At 35.4% G+C, this 18,818-nt stretch carries 18 protein-coding genes; 5 read left to right on the top strand and 13 right to left on the bottom strand.

Features of this window, described 5'->3' with window-relative positions; genetic code table 11:
* The first annotated feature begins 18 nt into the window (after window positions 1–18).
* From GMD78_RS00165 to GMD78_RS00155, 3 genes are read left to right on the top strand one after another with little or no spacing between them, the layout of a single operon-like run.
* Window positions 19–672 (top strand): GNAT family N-acetyltransferase, encoded by a 654-nt coding sequence (locus GMD78_RS00165; protein WP_155665970.1) that lies wholly within the window; start codon window positions 19–21, stop codon window positions 670–672.
* Complete coding sequence (locus GMD78_RS00160) at window positions 673–1,323, top strand: acetoin utilization AcuB family protein (RefSeq protein ID WP_155665968.1); 651 nt, start codon at window positions 673–675, stop codon at window positions 1,321–1,323. It abuts the gene before it with no gap.
* Entirely contained in the window at window positions 1,320–2,477 is a 1,158-nt protein-coding gene (locus tag GMD78_RS00155) for an acetoin utilization protein AcuC (RefSeq protein WP_155665966.1), read from the top strand. Before GMD78_RS00160 ends, GMD78_RS00155 begins: the two co-directional genes overlap by 4 nt.
* Before the next feature lie 27 nt (window positions 2,478–2,504).
* Here GMD78_RS00155 and motS read toward each other — a convergent pair whose 3' ends face one another.
* The 4 genes from motS to GMD78_RS00135 form a co-directional block, all read right to left on the bottom strand.
* Complete coding sequence (motS, locus tag GMD78_RS00150) at window positions 2,505–3,299, bottom strand: flagellar motor protein MotS (RefSeq protein ID WP_155665964.1); 795 nt, start codon at window positions 3,297–3,299, stop codon at window positions 2,505–2,507.
* Window positions 3,289–4,113, bottom strand: a complete 825-nt coding sequence (gene motP, locus GMD78_RS00145; RefSeq protein WP_155665962.1) for a flagellar motor protein MotP — start codon at window positions 4,111–4,113, stop codon at window positions 3,289–3,291. The genes motS and motP overlap by 11 nt, the downstream gene beginning before the upstream one ends.
* Before the next feature lie 59 nt (window positions 4,114–4,172).
* Complete coding sequence (ccpA, locus tag GMD78_RS00140; RefSeq protein WP_155665960.1) at window positions 4,173–5,168, bottom strand: catabolite control protein A; 996 nt, start codon at window positions 5,166–5,168, stop codon at window positions 4,173–4,175.
* Window positions 5,169–5,295: 127 nt separating this feature from the next.
* Complete coding sequence (locus GMD78_RS00135) at window positions 5,296–6,372, bottom strand: bifunctional 3-deoxy-7-phosphoheptulonate synthase/chorismate mutase (protein ID WP_155665958.1); 1,077 nt, start codon at window positions 6,370–6,372, stop codon at window positions 5,296–5,298.
* Window positions 6,373–6,532: 160 nt separating this feature from the next.
* On the opposite strand from GMD78_RS00135, the gene GMD78_RS00130 reads away from it, so the two are divergent.
* A complete protein-coding gene (locus tag GMD78_RS00130; protein WP_155665956.1) occupies window positions 6,533–8,659 on the top strand; it encodes a cell division protein FtsA in 2,127 nt (708 codons plus the stop codon).
* Window positions 8,660–9,003: 344 nt separating this feature from the next.
* On the opposite strand, the gene GMD78_RS00125 is transcribed toward GMD78_RS00130, so the two are convergent.
* From GMD78_RS00125 to GMD78_RS00090, 8 genes are all read right to left on the bottom strand, one after another.
* Window positions 9,004–9,420 carry a YtxH domain-containing protein gene (locus GMD78_RS00125; RefSeq protein ID WP_155665954.1) on the bottom strand — a complete coding sequence of 139 codons (417 nt, stop codon included), beginning with the start codon at window positions 9,418–9,420 and terminating at the stop codon, window positions 9,004–9,006.
* 17 nt (window positions 9,421–9,437) lie between these two features.
* On the bottom strand, window positions 9,438–9,845 hold the full coding sequence (locus GMD78_RS00120) for a DUF948 domain-containing protein (protein ID WP_155665952.1): 408 nt from the start codon (window positions 9,843–9,845) through the stop codon (window positions 9,438–9,440).
* A gap of 324 nt (window positions 9,846–10,169) precedes the next feature.
* Window positions 10,170–11,486, bottom strand: a complete 1,317-nt coding sequence (gene murC / locus GMD78_RS00115; RefSeq protein ID WP_155665949.1) for a UDP-N-acetylmuramate--L-alanine ligase — start codon at window positions 11,484–11,486, stop codon at window positions 10,170–10,172.
* Between the two features lie 200 nt (window positions 11,487–11,686).
* Window positions 11,687–12,793, bottom strand: a complete 1,107-nt coding sequence (locus GMD78_RS00110; RefSeq protein WP_155665948.1) for a nicotinate phosphoribosyltransferase — start codon at window positions 12,791–12,793, stop codon at window positions 11,687–11,689.
* Between the two features lie 131 nt (window positions 12,794–12,924).
* A complete protein-coding gene (locus GMD78_RS00105) occupies window positions 12,925–15,144 on the bottom strand; it encodes a DNA translocase FtsK (RefSeq protein WP_155665946.1) in 2,220 nt (739 codons plus the stop codon).
* 318 nt (window positions 15,145–15,462) lie between these two features.
* Window positions 15,463–16,056, bottom strand: coding sequence for a YtpR family tRNA-binding protein (ytpR, locus tag GMD78_RS00100; RefSeq protein ID WP_155665944.1), 594 nt, complete (start codon window positions 16,054–16,056; stop codon window positions 15,463–15,465).
* A 27-nt stretch (window positions 16,057–16,083) separates the two neighbouring features.
* Window positions 16,084–16,890 (bottom strand): DUF1444 domain-containing protein, encoded by an 807-nt coding sequence (locus GMD78_RS00095; protein ID WP_155665942.1) that lies wholly within the window; start codon window positions 16,888–16,890, stop codon window positions 16,084–16,086.
* A 196-nt stretch (window positions 16,891–17,086) separates the two neighbouring features.
* Window positions 17,087–17,608, bottom strand: coding sequence for a hypothetical protein (locus GMD78_RS00090; protein ID WP_155665940.1), 522 nt, complete (start codon window positions 17,606–17,608; stop codon window positions 17,087–17,089).
* 149 nt (window positions 17,609–17,757) lie between these two features.
* On the opposite strand from GMD78_RS00090, the gene GMD78_RS00085 reads away from it, so the two are divergent.
* Complete coding sequence (locus GMD78_RS00085; RefSeq protein WP_155665938.1) at window positions 17,758–18,198, top strand: YtoQ family protein; 441 nt, start codon at window positions 17,758–17,760, stop codon at window positions 18,196–18,198.
* A 74-nt stretch (window positions 18,199–18,272) separates the two neighbouring features.
* On the opposite strand, the gene GMD78_RS00080 is transcribed toward GMD78_RS00085, so the two are convergent.
* Window positions 18,273–18,776 (bottom strand): DUF84 family protein, encoded by a 504-nt coding sequence (locus GMD78_RS00080; RefSeq protein ID WP_155665936.1) that lies wholly within the window; start codon window positions 18,774–18,776, stop codon window positions 18,273–18,275.
* Window positions 18,777–18,818: the final 42 nt, after the last annotated feature.

The raw sequence follows: 18,818 nt of genomic DNA, 5'->3' as shown, positions 1-18,818 counted from the left end.
TTAGCTGGTGGTGAAATAATGAAACATGAAAAAACTTATAATGCAATAACGCAACACACAGAAAGTGGTCCTGTTATTATTGAAGGACCTCTTTCTTCAAACGAATTAAAACAATACAGTTTCCATGATCAGCTTATCGCTTTTCGTCCAGCATCGAAACAATTTGAAGCATTATTAGGGATTGCTGACTTACCAGAAGGACGAATTATCGTGGCAAGATCTGAGGATACCATTATTGGGTATGTAACCTATTTGCACCCTGACCCTTTGGAGCGATGGTCCGAATTCAATATGGATAACCTAATTGAACTAGGCGCAATTGAGGTGATTCCCTCCTTTCGAGGCGCAGGAGTTGCCTCTGGATTATTAAAAGTATCCATGATGGATGAGTACATGGAAAACTATATCGTAATCTCAACGGAATACTATTGGCATTGGGACCTAGATGGTACCCAACTAAGTATTTGGGATTACCGAAAAGTTATGGAAAAAATGATGGCTAGTGGTGGATTATTACCTGCCCCTACAGACGATCCAGAAATAATTTCCCATCCAGCTAATTGTTTAATGGTACGTATCGGTAAACATGTCGATGAAGAATCGATTAAACAGTTTGACACGTTGCGATTCTTACAAAGACATCGTTTTCGAAAAATGAGGGAGGGTTTGTAAATGTTAGTAGAAGAAATAATGAATACAGATGTTGTTACTTTATCACCAACTGCTTCTATTCGAGAAGCATTACATCTTTTGCAGAAACATAGAATACGCCATATCCCGATTGTTGATGATGATAATTACGTAGTTGGTATTGTCTCTGATCGCGATGTTCGAGATGCAAGCCCATCCATATTGGATAAAGATTCTGATCAACACGTTTTAGATAACGAAATACAAACGATTATGAGTCATCCAGTAGTCACGGTTCATCCACTCGATTTTGTAGAAGAGATTGCCCGTATTTTTTATGATGAAGAATTTGCTTCTGTTCCAGTTGTTCAAAACCATAAACTAGTTGGTATCGTGACAGAAAAAGATATGCTGTACACGTTAATTCAATTAACAGGAACGCATGTACAAGGATCGCAAATCGAAGTAAAAGTACCTCACGTTCCTGGTATGATACCTAAGGTTACTTCGATTTTTGGAGAACGTAATACCAATATCATATCCGTTTTAGTTTACCCTTACCAAAATGATCCGAATTACAAAATATTAGTATTCCGCATTCAAACCATGAACCCAAATCCTATCGTTCAGGACTTACGAGCTGCAGGATATGAATTAATGTGGCCAAATAATATACCGGAGCCTAAAATATGACCTGTAAATCTAGTTTTGTATATTCAGATGCACTATTAGACTATCACTTTCATTCGGATCACCCCTTCAACCAGAAAAGGGTTCTATTAACAAAAGAATTACTAGAAAGTACAGAACAGTTACATCAAGATGAAATGATAACTCCACGTAAAGCTACGGAACAAGAATTAGCTTTATTTCATGATCATGCCTATATAGATGCAGTAAAAAACGCTAGTAATGGAACATTACCAATTGAAAAAGGTTTAGAATTTGGATTAGGTACAGAAGATACGCCTATTTTCCCAGGTATGCATGATGCGGCATCTTACCTAGTTGGTGGTACATTAACAGCAGTTGAATCTGTTTTAGAAGATAAAACCGAGCATTCTCTTCATCTGGGTGGTGGCCTTCACCATGGGTTTAAGCGCAAAGCTTCTGGATTTTGCATATATAATGATGGCGCAGTTGCGATCAAGTATATTCGCAAACAATATGATCTAAAGGTTCTATATGTTGATACAGATGCTCACCATGGAGACGGAGTTCAATGGGCATTTTACGACGACCCTAATGTTTGTACATTTTCTATCCATGAAACAGGTCGTTATTTATTCCCTGGAACTGGCAATGTAAATGAACGTGGTATTAAAGAAGGTCATGGATATTCTTTTAATCTACCTATTGACGCATTTACGCAAGATGAATCGTTCTTACACATATTTGAATTCGCTTTCAAAGAGATTGTAGCCTCTTTCAAGCCAGATGTTATCGTTACTCAAAATGGAGCGGATGCACATGTTTTAGATCCATTAACCCATTTATGTGCAACCATGAAAATTTACGAGCGAATTCCTCAATTAGCTCATGAATTAGCCCATCAATATTGTAATGGTAGATGGATAGCGCTTGGTGGTGGAGGTTATGATATATGGAGAGTAGTTCCTCGTGCTTGGGGTCAAGTTTGGAATGTAATGAAAACAGGTTCCCCAGTAAAAGGAGATATACCAGTAGATTGGATTAACAAGTGGCAACCAGAAACGAAGGTAACACTACCAAGTTATTGGCATGACGATGAATCTATCATACCTAACATCCCTAGAAAGAGTGAAATTACTGATAAGAATGAAAAGGTTCTTATGAATTTACTTAAGTATACGAGGTCCTCTACGTAAAAGGAGTTGATCAATTGATCAACTCCTTCATTCTGCTTTGGATTCCAAAATAACAATTTCAACTCTTCTGTTTTTACTTCTATTTTCATCGCTATTATTTGGAACAACTGGTCTAGTCTCACCAAATCCAGTAATGGAAAACCGTGTTTGGTCTAACTCATTTTCATCAACCAAATAACGTACCACACTACTTGCTCTTGCACCAGATAATTCCCAGTTGGACGGATAACGATAGCTAGACACTGGTACGGTATCTGTATGCCCTTCAACCCTTATATGGTTAGGAATACTTGATAATAACGCTCCAACTTTATTTAAAAAAGGAACTGCTGTATCGATAATTTCCGCTTCACCAAAGTCAAATAAGATACTGTCTTGTAAAACAAGAACAACACCTTTTTCTGTTCGGCTAGCAGAGATCACATCATTTAAATCATTTTGATCTAAATAATTTTCTATATCCCCCATCAACTCTTGTAAGGAATCTTGTGCGCCTTCTTCCTCATCATCACGGTCCTGATCAGCATCAGAATCTTCATCTTCAACTAATGATGGTGTATCAAACTCATTGGAATTTTTTCCGCTTTCTTCATGACTCGTTTGTTCGGTCGGATTTTCCATTGGTACTGGTGACGGGTAAAAATCAAAAATCTTCTGGTTCCGAAAAGATTCAGAAACAGCTTCGAATTTTACCAAATCAATTTGTGACATCGAGAATAATAAAATGAAAAAGACAAGAATAAGCGTTACCATATCCGAATAGGTTACCATCCATTTAGGTGCACCCATTTTCTTACTTCTTTTTACTTCTCTACGCTTCATTGATTCTTTCCTCCACGAAATCGACAGTTGTATCAGTCTCTTCCTTCACATTTGAATCGTTAGAGAGAAATGCACTAAGCTTTTCTTCTAAAATTCGTGGATTTTGACCTGATTGTACACCAATTACACCTTCAATTATAATTTGCTTGATAAAGACTTCCTCTTCCGTTTTTATTTCTAGCTTACTCGCCATTGGAAGGAATACTAAATTAGCAAGCACTGTTCCATAAAGTGTTGTTAATAAGGCTACAGCCATATTTGGTCCAAGTGTAGCTGGATCCTGCAGACTATTTAACATTAAAACTAGTCCAACTAGTGTTCCGATCATTCCCCATGCTGGAGCATACTCTCCGCACTTTTCAATAATCATCCGTCCGCGATAGTGTCTTTCTTCCATTGCAGTTATTTCAGCATGCATTATATCATGAATAACTTCAGGTTCTATACCATCAACAGCCAGTAAAATACCTTTTTTTATAAAAGGATCCTCTACTTCTTCTAACTCATTTTCTAGCGCTAGAATCCCTTCTCTTCTTGCACGTTCCGATAAATTAATAAAAAGATTGATTAAACTTGGTAAACGTTGGTCATTTTGCCGAAATGCTTCTTTCAACACTCTATTCATTAACTTTATTTGTTCCATTCTAAAGTTAATAAATAGAGAGCCCACTAATCCGCCTATTACAACAAAAATCGAAGCAATATCTAAAAAAGAGGTTATTCCTTCCGTTCCACCTTTTGTAAGGATTGCAAGCATAATCATAATAAAACCCAGTGTAATGCCGATAGGAGTTAATAAATCTCGTTTTCTCATACTCTCTCTCCCCAAATTGTGTAGGATTCATTTTCGTACTATATATATCGGCAATAATCCTATTTTGTTGAGTTTCTTTCGACAATTCGATGTGGCAGAACTACTTTTTGTTCATCTACTTCTTCTTTATTCATGAATTTTGTAAGTAGACGCATAGCTACAGCACCAATATCATACATAGGCTGTACAATCGTAGATAATGTTGGTCGTACCATTGTTGCTAATCTTGTGTTATCAAATCCGAAGACTTCCAAATCATCTGGTACCTTATATCCTTTGTCCTGTGCTCCATGAATAACCCCCAATGCCATTTCATCTGATGCAACAAATATGGCAGACGGTTTTTCCTCTAATTGAAGTAATTTTTCTACAGATTCTATACCTGAATCATAGGAGTAATCACCTTGAATGATATATTCTTCTCTCATCTCTATCGCGGATTCCTTCAATGCTCGTAGATACCCTTGATATTTCAACTGATTAATAATCGTATCTTCTTGGCCAGAAATAAATGCTGGATGCTGATTATTCTTATCGATTAAGAATTTAGTAGCTTCAAATGCTGCTTCTTCATAATTTATATTTACGGAAGGAATGGAGTCTGATTCATCATACGTTGCTGCTAATACAACAGGAACCGAAGCGGTTGAAAATTGGTGTACATGCTCCTCCGTAATATTTCCACCCATAAAAATAATCCCATCTACTTGTTTTTCTAACATCGTATTAATTAACTGTAATTCTTTATCCTTATTTTGATCTGAATTACTTAAAATGATATTATACTTATACATTGTCGCAATATCCTCAATACCACGAGCTAATTCCGCAAAAAATATACTCGAAATATCTGGAATAATTGCCCCAACAGTGGTTGTTTTCTTACTTGCAAGACCACGCGCAACCGCATTTGGGCGGTAACCTAACCTTTCAATTGTAGCTAAAACCTTTTTTCTAGTTGTCGGCTTAACATTTGGATTTCCGTTTACCACGCGAGATACTGTTGCCATCGACACATTTGCTTCTCTCGCGACATCATATATTGTTATTGTCATCAAAAACTACCTCCTATTAAATACAACAATAATCGATCTCTTCTTTCATATATCATACTCTTATATACATAAAAACACAAAAAATACATAGCAATAGCTAATGCTAGACCTTATAATTACAGTATTTTCACGAATGGGAAATTACATACCTATCTAACTCATCCATAAAATCATTAAATGTCTGTATATCCATTTGCTGTGCAGAATCTGATAATGCTACTGCAGGATCCGGATGAACTTCAGCCATAACACCGTCAGCACCAACTGCTAAAGCAGCTTTCGCCATTGGTACAAGTAAATCTCTTCTCCCCGTTGAATGGGTTACATCTACCATTACTGGTAAATGGGTTTCTTGCTTAAGGATAGGAACTGCAGATATGTCTAAAGTATTTCTAGTTGCCTTTTCATAAGTTCTTATTCCTCTTTCACAAAGAATTATATTCCCATTACCTCTTGAGAAAATATATTCAGCAGCATTAATAAATTCAGAAATGGTGGCTGATAAACCACGTTTTAATAGTACTGGTTTATCCACATCTCCTGCTGCTTTTAATAGTTCAAAGTTCTGCATATTACGTGCCCCGATTTGAATAACATCGACATATTCTATCGCATTTTCGATATGTGCAGGATTAACAATTTCACTTACGACTGCTAGATCATATTCATCTGCAATTTGTCTTAAAATTTGTAATCCTTCCAAGCCAAGCCCCTGAAAATCATATGGAGATGTTCGCGGTTTAAAGGCTCCTCCACGTAGAAGTTTTATTCCTTTTTGCTTGACTGCTTTTGCAACTTCTGCAACTTGCTCATAGCTTTCAACCGCACAAGGTCCCATTACAAAGTGAGTTTTTCCATTCCCTATTTTCTCACCCTTAATATCAATTATCGTATCCTCTGGCTTCTTCTTACGGGATACAAGTAAAGCCTTTCGATGGTCAACCTCTTGTAACTCCAAACATGCTTTAAAAATCTCTTTAAATAAATGTTCAATCGTTTTATTATCAAATGGACCATTATTATGCTCTACAAGCTGATTCAGCATTTCTCTTTCTCGGATAGGATCAAATACCTTCATTCCCTGTTTATATTTAATCTGACCGATTTGCTGAACTGTTTCTGCACGTTTATTGATTAACTCTAGTAATTGTAAATTAATATTGTCCAATTGGGTTCTTAGCTGTTCCAAATCATTATGACTCATAATTACAGGCCTCCTGGATTGCTTGTTCACTCTTGAACTTATTGTATTATGTAATAATAATAGTATCTTTAATAGAAATAATTATAGCTAATAATTTTTCCTTTGTCATTAATAAGTTATAATAGAATAGATATACTTCCTAGGGGGAAAGCAGTGAGTTATGTTGAACGAATATATATTTGCCCTTGATATTGGCACAAGGTCTGTAACTGGAATTATTCTACAAAAAAATAATGAATCCTATACATTGGTTGATTATTGCATGAAAGAACATAAAGTTCGCTCGATGCATGATGGGCAAATCCATCATGTAGTTGAAGTAGCAAAAATTATAAAAGAAGTGAAAGAAACATTAGAACAAAAACATGGTGACATACATAAAGTTAGTGTTGCTGCTGCTGGTAGATCATTAAAAACCGTAGAATCTGAGGCTACCATTTCTTTAGAAAAGCAAACCATAACCGAAAAAGAAACCATTAAGCATTTAGAACTTAGTGCAGTTCACGCAGCTCAATTGAAGTTAGCGTCAGAAAAGTCTTCAAATGATTATTCGAATTATTATTGTGTTGGTTATTCGGTATTGCATTATAAGGTAGATGGGCAACAAATCGGTTCACTTATTGACCAAAGTGGTGATACAGCTACAGTAGAAATAATTGCTACCTTTTTGCCTAAAATTGTAGTTGAATCACTTCTTTCTGCATTAAACAGAGCAGACTTAGAAATGGAAGCATTAACCCTTGAACCTATTGCAGCTATTCATGTATTAATACCAGAATCCATGAGAAGATTAAATGTTGCGTTAGTAGACATTGGAGCAGGAACTAGTGATATAGCAATCACGAACCACGGAACTGTAGTCGCTTATGGAATGGTTCCAATAGCTGGAGATGAAATCACGGAGGCAATAAGTGATCATTATCTCCTTGATTATCCAATTGCTGAAAAAATTAAAAGACAAATCGTTAATGAAGGGCAAGCAATTGTTTCTGATATCTTAGGATTTGAAACAACCATTGACTATGACACATTAGCAAAAGATATTCAACCTAGTATAGAGAAGCTTGCTAATGCAATTACACAAGAAATATTTAACCTTAACGCTACTGCCCCAAAAGCTGTAATGCTGGTTGGCGGGGGAAGCCTAACACCTGAACTAACAACAGCACTTGCAAATAAACTCCAATTGCCTATTAATCGTGTAGCAGTTAGAGGAATTGATGCGATACAAATGTTAAATAAAACGGATAATTTACCAAGTGGTCCTGACTTTGTAACTCCTATCGGTATCGCAATAGTTGCTGAACAAAATCCAATACATTATATAACTGTACATGTAAACAAACAGGTAATAAGAATGTTTGAAATGAAGAAATTAACAGTTGGAGATTGTCTAGTCCAAGGTGGGATAGAAATTAACAAATTATACGGTAAGCCAGGTATGGCATCCATGATCACGCTAAATGGGAAAGAACTTACCCTTCCTGGAGAATTAGGTGGAGCACCTACTATTCTTTTAAATGAAGCTCCTGCGACCGTTGATACAATTGTTAAAAATGGAGATCACATTGTTATTGAACCGGGACTAGATGGACATGCAGCAAATGTAACACTTGCTCATCTAATTGAGGAATTACCATCCACAAATATTTTCTATAATAATAGATCATATGAGCTCAAAACAAAGGTTTTTGTTAATGGAGAACTGCGACCAAGTGATTACGTTGTGCAAGATAGAGACCGTATAGAGTTAAAGCAACCAAAAACTGTACATGATTTCTTAGAGATAATTGGAGAAGAAAAAGTCACATCCAGTAAAGAATTTACTATTTATCTAAATAATAAAAAAATGATGCTAGCAGAAGGTGAAAACCAAATTCTAATTAATAACAAGCGTACATCCGTTGATCACCAACTAAAACATAATGATCAATTAGTAATAACATCTAGTAGACTTGTGACGGTTAAAGATCTATTAGTTAATATAGAGAAGGAATATTGGGATACCATCACTGTTACGTTCAATGGACAACCCACACAAATGAAACAACCGAAACTTCACATTATAAAGGACGGAACGGAGTTAGAAGAAGATAGCACAATTAAGCCTGGAGATCATATTCAAGTAAAAAATCGTAAGCTTGAAGCTTTTATATTTCAGGATGTATTTCGTTATGTTGATATTGACTTAGCAAATATAGGGGCAAACTTTAAACTATATAAAAACAATCAGGAAGCTACCTTTTATGATACGGTACAAACTGGAGATCAATTAGAAATAAAGTAATCTTTTTAGAAAACTTGGCATCCGCCAGGCTTTTATGGTGGGCTTAGTTGCACTTATGAAGGATATGAAAGTTTATACTTTTCTATCTGCCAATAGAAAAACATGTACAAATCGATGTGATTTATGCATGTTTTTTATTATTGAAATTGTTAAGGATATTTGTTTGTGGTTTAGCCTCTCATGGACTGTTTCAGTGTTTTCTTAGTGCGGTTTGTCCGCGATAGCCTTCCTCATGGACTATTCCTGCGTTGTTTACTGCGTTTTGTCCGTGATAGACCCTTTCCTCATAGAAATAACAAAAAAGGCTTGATTCATCAAGCCTTTTTTAGTCTTTCTTTATTTGATTACTCTTTATTTAATTCTTCTGCTGCATCCTCAATTGCTTCTGCTACTTCGTTAACAGCTTCTAAAGCTTCGTCTTCTTTGCTTTTATTCTCATTTAATTTATTCTGAACATTTTTTGTAAGGTCCTGCGTTTTTTCAGAAACTGTTTGGGAAAGCTGAGATGTAGTTTCTGCAGCTCTTTGCTTCCATTCAGTTCCCTTTACATACGCTTTATCCTTCCATTCAGATCCCTTCACTTGAAGGTTGTCTTTCCATTCATCAGCACGATGTCTAACATTAACCGCACCTTGATTAATATCCCCGCGTAGCTCTCTACCTGATTTTGGAGCAAATAATAAGGCCAAACTTGCACCTACTGCTCCTCCAATTAATGTACCAATTAAAAAATCCTTGCTATTGATGTTATTATCACCCATAGCGATCCCTCCCATATTTATTTATTTCTATTTTTTCTCCATAAATCCATAATAGCAGCTCCCCATGTTACTGCTTGAGATGCTTTATCTTGGTTATGGTTAGCTGTACGTGAGATACTATTTGAAAACTGTCTTAGTGAATGATTAAAATCATTGACGGTTTCCCCAATACCTTTTACCCCATCAAACAAACCATCTAGCTTTGTTGCCTTCTGATTAATGTCATTAGCAAGCTGATTGGTTTTATTTAATAATTCCGTTGTTTCTGATGTTATACCTTGCATCTGCTTTTCAAGAGATCCCAACGTATCCGCAACATTGTTTAACGTTCTTTGTGATGCTTTCAATGTCATCGCTAAAAACACTACTAATACTGCAAAAGCAACAGCAGCAATAATAGCCGCTATGTATAATAGCCCTTCCATAATTAAATCATCCCTTCTGTTTACAATATAACTGGTCTTTAAATAAAATAGGGCTTGTACATGTTTTACCCTTTAGTTGACCATGTTAAACGTAGCAACTAGTTTTTAATATGAGTTAATTTTAGTTTTAGTATACCACTACTATAACGTGTTCTATTATTTATTTCGACAATTATGTATGAAAATCCTCTATTTTATTAGAAAACTTGGCATTCGCCATGCGTTTATGGTGAATACCTTCGTTACGCTGATGCAGGATAGGGACGTTTTTACTTTCCTATATTCAAAAAAAGAGTCTGTGTTGTACAGACTCTTTTACTAGAATTAGGCTTTATTTAATTTATTATTTTTTAATGTTTCTTCATAGGCTTGTTGGAACTTTTGAATATCTCCTGCTCCCATAAAGATTAACACACTATCTTCATATTCCTGCAGAACCTCCGTATTAGATAAATCTATCACGGAACTACTATCAATCAATTTCTGAAGATCATGTATAGTTAACTGACCATTGTCTTCTCTAGCAGATCCAAAAATATCACATAAATATACATGATCTGCTTTACTTAAACTATCAGCGAACTCTTGTAAAAAAGTTTTCGTACGTGTAAACGTATGTGGCTGAAAAATAGCTACGATTGATTTGTTCGGATATTTCTTATTAGCAGCTTGAATCGTAACCGTAATTTCTTTCGGGTGATGAGCATAATCATCGATTAGAATTTGATTTCCAGCTTTTTTCTCACTAAACCGACGCTTAACACCTTGGAATGTATAAAGATTTTTAATATCTTCAGACGGTATTCCTTCATAGTGACAAATTGCAATTACTGATAATGCATTTAGGACGCTATGGTCCCCGTGCATTGGAATTTTAAATGTATCATAATACGTATTACGTACAAATACATCAAATTCCGTACCATCTTCTGTTTCTTTTACATTTTGTGCTTGGAAATCATTAGACGGTAAAAATCCGTAATAAACAACGGGAACTTTCGCTTGGATTTTTTGAAGTTGTTCATCATCCCCGCAAGCAATAATCCCTTTTTTCACATTATCTGCCATCGATTGAAAGGCATCAAAAACATCGTTAATACTTGTAAAATAATCTGGATGATCAAAGTCAATATTGGTCATAATAGCATAGTCTGGTTCGTAGCTTAAAAAGTGGCGACGATATTCACATGCTTCAAATACAAAATATTTGCTATCCACATGCCCTTTACCTGTACCATCCCCAATCAAATAAGAGATTGGATAGGTTTCATTTAAGACATGGGCAAGCAAACCGGTAGTTGATGTTTTGCCATGGGCTCCAGTTACTGCAATACTCGTATATTGCTTTAACCATTCACCTAAAAATTCATGATATCGATAAAATCTTAATCCTTGTTCTTTTGCTTTTTTAATTTCAACATGATCATCTGAAAAAGCATTCCCCGCAATGATGGTTAAGTCATCTTTGATGTTATTCTCAGAAAAAGGGAGGATTGGAATATTTTTTTCTTCAAGTGCTTCCTGTGTAAAAAATCTTTTTTCTACATCCGACCCTTGAACAGTTTCACCAGAATCATGAAGTATTTGTGCTAGAGCACTCATTCCAGTTCCCTTGATACCAATGAAATGGTAAGTTGTCATATAAGAACCTCCATATTATGTGTAAGAAACACTTTGCATCTTTTTGCCATACACATGGCTGAGCTAAAATAGAAAGATAAAAATCAATCTTTCTCGTAATATAAATTTGTTTTACTACAAATTTTAAATATAACTATTTAAATATTATAGCAAAACCTAGTTCGTAGTAAAACATTTATTTTTTGTTTTGTTAGTTAGGATTACTTCATATATTCCACTTTTTCTAAGCGGGGATTTGGTCTATAACGTCTCCCATCTTTTGCCTCTGGTGTACCGTTTAATAACACATTATCTCCGGTAAACCCAATTTTCATAGTTAATAAACTTCTACCTACTCCGTACGTATCTACAGGAACACCTAAGTTTTCAAAATGACGAATTTTCTCTTCTGTAAATCCACCTGTAGCAACAATTTCCACGTGCTTATACCCCTCATCATCCAATGCATTACGTAATGCAAATACAAGCTCAGGATTAACCCCTCTTGGGTCAAATGTCCCCATTAAATGATGGTTTCTAAGAAAATATTTATCAACTAATGTTTTGGAAGTATCTATTCGTACACCTTTTAACTTATCACCAAAAGCTCGAGCTACTTTTAGAGAATCAGTGATGACATCATTATTATAATCAACCAGTGCTACTAAATCATCTTCAGGATACACTTCGTGATATGCACGAGTTGCTGCGACAACATCTCCTCGAAACATTTGAATCATGGCATGTGGCATGGTACCCATACCTTCTTTTCCCCACCATTCATTCATCGCATGTGTTGCTTGTGCAGTTGATCCACCAATGAACGCTGCATATCCATCACCAGCTTGTTGAGTATAGTGATCATCACGATCTCCCATAAAAATAACTGGCTTTTGTTTTCCAGATGTTCTCGCTGCTTTTACAACATTATATACATTAGTTGCGACTGATGTTCTTCTTGCTAAAATCCCATCAATAATACCTTCTAAAAAGCCAAAATTTTGATATGGGCCTGATACGGTTAACACGGATTCAAATGGACTAATTTTATCCCCATCCTTAAGGGAATGAATTTCCAGTTTTTTTGGGTCTTTTGCAAAAGTATGTACTAATGCAATTGCTTCATCGGTTCCACACAATACGGCATCTTGCTTTTGGAAAAATTGCATCGTAACATTATTTTCTGGAAGTTTCTTTTCTACTATTTCCTTTGTCTTTAAAAAATAGACTGCTGAAAACCAACCATCCCTTATCCGCTCATCAAACTTAAACGTTTTATTCGTCAATCGATCTATTTTACCCTTTAGTTTTTGTTCTATTTCTTTCATCAGTGGTTCTCCTTTGATTCATATTTACAATAAATCACTTTATATATTGTACCATATATAGTAAAACTTCAAACTTAGAGGTACTAACCTCTTCCAAAAATATGTCTCTTGTTTATTTCTTATAGAAAAATCTATTGTACGTCATTAATTTGGGATGCAGTAATTAAAATATCCCTTGGTTTGCTACCATTTTGTCCGGATATTATTCCTTTACTTTCTAGAGTATCAATTAGACGCGCAGCACGATTATAGCCGATTTTAAAGTGTCGTTGCAATAAGGAAGTGCTAGCACTATTTTGTTCTAATATGAACTGAATTACTTCTTGTAACAATTCATCCTCTTCTTCATCAACCGTCATTTGTTGTAGTAAGGAATCCTGTTCAAACAGGTAATCTGGTTCTGCTATTTTACGAGCGTAACTTGTAACCCTTTCGATTTCATCGTCTGAAACAAACGGCCCCTGAATTCGCACACTCTTACCAGCACCATTTTCGATAAAAAGCATATCTCCTTTGCCGAGAAGTTTCTCAGCCCCACTAGTATCAATAATCGTTCGAGAGTCAATTTGAGATGATACACTAAATGCAATTCTAGTAGGTATATTTGCTTTAATTAATCCCGTAATTACATCTACAGACGGTCGCTGTGTAGCAAGTAATAAGTGGATTCCACACGCTCTTGCTTTTTGAGCAATTCGACAAATTGCATCCTCTACATCTTGAGGAGATACCATCATTAGATCAGCTAACTCATCTATCACGATAACAATATACGGCATCTTTTCATGGTTTCGGTTCTCTTTTTTCATTTTTTGATTAAACCGTTCAATGTCTCTAACACCTTCATGAACAAATTGATCGTATCTTTCTTCCATTTCACTTACTGCCCATTTTAAAGCAGCGGTTGCCGCCTTTACGTCAGTTATTACTGGCGATACGAGATGAGGGATGCCGTTATATGGTGCAAGTTCCACCATCTTTGGATCGATTAATAGAAACTTAACATCCTCATAGCTAGCTTTATAGATTAAACTAATTAAAAATGTATTAATACATACACTTTTTCCAGAGCCTGTTGCACCAGCAATTAACCCATGTGGCATTTTTTGGATGTTTGTTACAATTGGTGAACCTTCAATGCTTAGGCCTAGTGCTATAGTCAATGGAGAAGCGCTATCTTTAAAGGTATTGGATTCTACAATATCTTGCAAGCTTACCATTTGAGCTTTTGGATTTGGCACTTCAATTCCAACAGTATTTTTTCCTGGGATAGGTGCTTCAATCCGAATATCTCGTGCAGCCATATTTAATTTTAGATCATCACTTAAATTTTTAATTTTACTTACTTTTACACCAAGTTCCGGTTGAATTTCAAATCTAGTAACCGATGGTCCTTGAGTTGCATGTACAACTCTTGCTTTAACGTTAAAATATTTTAATGTCTTCTCTAGTAATTCTTGTTGTTCCTTGACCCACAAATCATTTGATTTATTTTCTGTTCGAGAATCATCTAAAAGATGAACAGGCAATGGTTGTCTCATAGATTGATTTACCTGCTGATCTTCAACTTGCTTCGTAGGTTGTGAATCTTGGTTTAGATTAGTGGAAACCTTATTTTGGTTATGCTTTTGTTTGTCAAATAAATTTTTTTTATCTCTCGGAGTCATTAAAACATTATATGGTACAGATTGATTGCTTTTACGCTCAGTATGTAGATCCCTTACATTTCTTCGTGGTCTATCTAGTTTATTTGTCTTCTCCTTTTTTGTTTGTGAACTCTGCTCTTCAATACGTGACAGTCTGTTCGTTGATTGATTATCTTCTGTTTCCTTTTCATTGCTATTGATCTGCTGCAGACGATTATCAGCAGGGGCTTCTTGGTGATTAGAAACGATAGTTTCAACCGGCTTTTCATCATTGATGTTTTCTGTCTTATTTTCTTCAACTCTATCCTCTTTTTTTCTCACAAAAGCGGGTACGTTCTCTACTTCTTTTTGTTTTCGAGGTTTAAAGCCGTATATTGGCGACGGCACTTCACTTGCTTGAAACGGTCTTTTCGTTTCTTTATTTTCTTGCGGTGTAAAACTAGTATCTAGACTATTCGATATCTGAATCGGTTCACGACTAGCTCTCCGTTTAAAAGCAGGTACTTCCGTCTGTTCTCTTCTTTTCGTCTGATTCGGGATTACTGGAAAATGAAAAGAATCACTCTTTGGATATTGGTATACCATTTTAGCTTCGATGTTAGGTATTTCTTCTTCATTCTTAGGTTGTTTGATGGTTTCAGTATCTTCTACTTCTACTTCTTCCCATATGAAATTTTGAATTTTTTTCTTCCATTTATCCCACATGTATTTCACTCATTTCTTTTCAGTCATTACTTAATTGTATTGTATCAGTTTTTTCGTTGTTTTGTATGTTAAATTCCATTGTAAAGACAGTCTGTTTTCAGAGAGAGTTTCTCGCATTATACAAATTACTTTTCTTAACGAATAATTGGTGTAAAATGAAATTAACTGTGTAGAGGGTACTCACAATACTCTTATTTTTATTATGCGCTACAGTGTATTTTTGGAGCGGTGTTGCGAGTACCTTCCTAGTTTTCAACATTACCGAAAGAGCCTAAAGAAAACAACCCATGTCTTATTAGACATAGGTTGCATCAACTATTAAAAAGGCTGCCCTACGGAGTAAGAATCATCTAGAACATAAATACCTTTTTCTTTCGGTGCATTTGGTAATCCCAATTCTTTTTGTGAACAAATCATTCCGTTAGATGGTACTCCTCTTAATTCGGTTGGCTTAATTTTCAACCCACTTGGCATCGTTGCGCCAACTTTTGCAACAACTACCTTTTGTCCTTGGTCCACGTTAGGAGCACCACAAACTATTTGCAGCATTTCATTGCCAACATCTACTTTACAAACACTTAACTTATCTGCATTTTCATGTTGTGTTTTTTCCATTACATATCCTACAACAAATTTCGGACTTAAATCGAAATCTAATGAATCGTTTAAATGATGCTCTTGGAAGAGATTCTTTATTTCATTAAGTAAGTCTTCTGTCAATGTTATCTTTCCAGTAGTTGGTAAGTTAAAATAAGTTGAGGCAGAGAATATGTTATAACCCAATACCTCATCCTTATTCGTTATTTTTGTAATAGGACCTATTGTTTCGTGGTTAATTTCTTCTCTATTTCCTTCTTTAATCGGAATGATTAGTACATCACCAATTCCTTTTGGGTTGTAAAATACATCCATCTAAATCACTCTTTCTTATAAATTTTCTTAGTCATCTTTCGGTCGATTTTTCGCAAGGATAAATATTGGTGTCAATTTTTTATCTTCATACACAAATGCAAGGGAAGTAATCGGAATTCTACCTTCCGCAAAAAATTTCATCGTCATCTGTGCTAATATATCATAACCTGTTTTATTTTGAATGTCAGCTAATATGAGAACATCCTGGTGAGGAACTGCTACAGCTAATTCTCCCTTGCACTTGGCTTTCATCGCTTCTAAAAATGTATCATTTAAAATACGACTTGCATCATATCCATCCTGCTTAGCGATAAAGTAAAAATCGTTATCTGCTACTTTATCCAATTTATAATCATAGGAAAGAGACCGAACATTAAAGGTTGCAATTTCATCAAGATGTTCTGTTGTCCACCCCTCCTGCTCTAGCATCGGTTCATCAATCAAACGATAGGACTTTCCTAAATCAAGCGCATAAAATACTCTTGTTTCAGCAGTATGATCTTTAAAAACCAATTTTGAACCTGCTTTTGTTTCGGTTGGAAAGGAAGTCGAGCGAATGGCAGGAAAAATTTGCTTTTCCATTCCTTCTAGTTGATACGTTTGATGCATAATCTTCAAGGATTCTGTTATATGTCCAACAAGTTCATCAATTGCTTCGTCCCCACGTTCATTATATTTAGCTATAATATTAGGCAATTGAATCGTAACACCCTGTTTAGAATCTTTCCATTCAATTCGGAAAGTATCTTTATCTCGATTAAAGGAAGTATGGAAGCTTGCACCTGAGAGATGCTCCTCCAATAACTTCTTCATCTTTATACTAGTCATTTTCATTGTATATCCTCCTAGTTCAACAAAACCTTATGGAGTAAATTTCATAAGCAAACTATATAGTATAGAAAACTTATATTGCAGCATAAGAAAGCTATACTCCCTTATCTACCTAAACACTCCCTAATACTATCATATCGATGATTTAAGCTTGTTTCAATCATTAAAGGCTACCCTTTTCAGGATAGCCTCTATTTTACTACATTTCATTCGATTCTAGGATAGAACGAGCAATTTTCATTACTTCTTCTGTATCTTGCTCAATTTTAGATTTTGTAGTAAGGGTTGTTATTTTAACTCCGCCAATTCCCACTTGTAATTCATAATCTTTTTCATCTGTAGGGGTTACACGGACATACCCAAACTTATCTTGATCCTCATATGACTCAAATAATATTGCTTCATCATTATTGGCATTATTAAAATTAAGCTGACTAGTAGGTTCTTCAAATTTATTGTAGAAAACAATATAGGTTTGATCGTCATTATGTAAAATAACGTTGTTTTCATCTTCATCTTCAACATCTAGACCATCCGGAAGATAAAATGAAAAGCTGGCTGAATGATAATTAGCTTCCACTTCAGATTCTTCATGAAACGCATTTTCAGCAACTAAATTAACATCTTCAACAATAGAATCATCTGATTCATAACTATAAATTGTTATCCCTATAATAAACAAAGCTAATAAAGCGATAACAATGATTGTTGCATTCTTCAATGTTTTTCCCCCTACCAATAGTCCTTAATACCCTATTACTATATTACTATAACCAAATATTTTCAAGCAAACCGTCCGATACCAAATACTTTGAATTATATTAAATATTAGATATGATAAACATAAGATTACATTTTGGAGGGATTTCCATGGAATTAACTGTCTATTTAGCTGGACAAATACATGATGACTGGCGTGAAAATTTAAAGCAGAAAGCTAGTGAGAAAAATCTTCCCTTACAGTTTGTTACACCTCAAACAAACCATGACCGATCCGATCAAATTGGTGAAGACATTCTTGGAAAACAGCCTAATAACCTATATCGTGACGATGCAGCATCTAGTATTAATAACTTTAGAACACAAGTACTCATGCAAAAATCTGACGTAGTCATTGCTTTATTTGGTGAAAAATATAAACAATGGAATACAGCAATGGACGCTAGCGCAGCAATCACGATGAATAAACCTACTATCATTGTTAGGCCAGAATCTTTAATCCATCCTTTAAAAGAGCTTTCTAACAAAGCAACAGTAACTGTCGAAACAGTTGATCAGGCATTAGATGTCCTTGCATATATTTATGAATAACAGTAGCAGCGGTAATTCCGCTGCTTTTATTTCCATGTAATCGCAGTAAGACCCCAAACGATTGAAGATTGACTTTATTTTTCCCAATGCTCCCTTTGCCCTCTTAATAAAAGTACAACATGCTTAAACATTTCCTGTCTTGATACGAGATCGTTTGTGAAAATACCTATCGCACCTTCTTTATGCCTAACTCCATTACGTTTAGCATACCTGTCCATAATATCTCCTAATTCCACACCTGATGTTAATTCATCATTGATTTCTTTGGGTAACAAAATTCTCGCTCCACTAGCTGTATAGATTTCATTTGTAGATGTAACCAAGGCACCCCAATTACAAAGAAATAATTGATTTTCAACATACATCACACCACCCTCTAGTCCAATACCCACTGAACCTGGAGCAGATTGTGCACACTGGGTTGCACGATTAATAGCACCGATTCGTGTTTCCTCATCGGAAAAAGGTTGTGATGATACATCAGATGGTACACTCAATGACTTTACCTCATTGTTTGGAAATACGTCTTTAACAGCTTGTACTTTGGTGGGATTTTTGGACCCAACTATTATTTTCATAACAACACTCCTAACACCACTGTTTCCATGTATCTTTTACCA

It is taken from the genome of Ornithinibacillus caprae (assembly GCF_009728145.1).
GTDB classification, from domain to species: domain Bacteria; phylum Bacillota; class Bacilli; order Bacillales; family Amphibacillaceae; genus Ornithinibacillus; species Ornithinibacillus caprae.
This window is presented reverse-complemented; position numbering and strand designations above follow the sequence as displayed.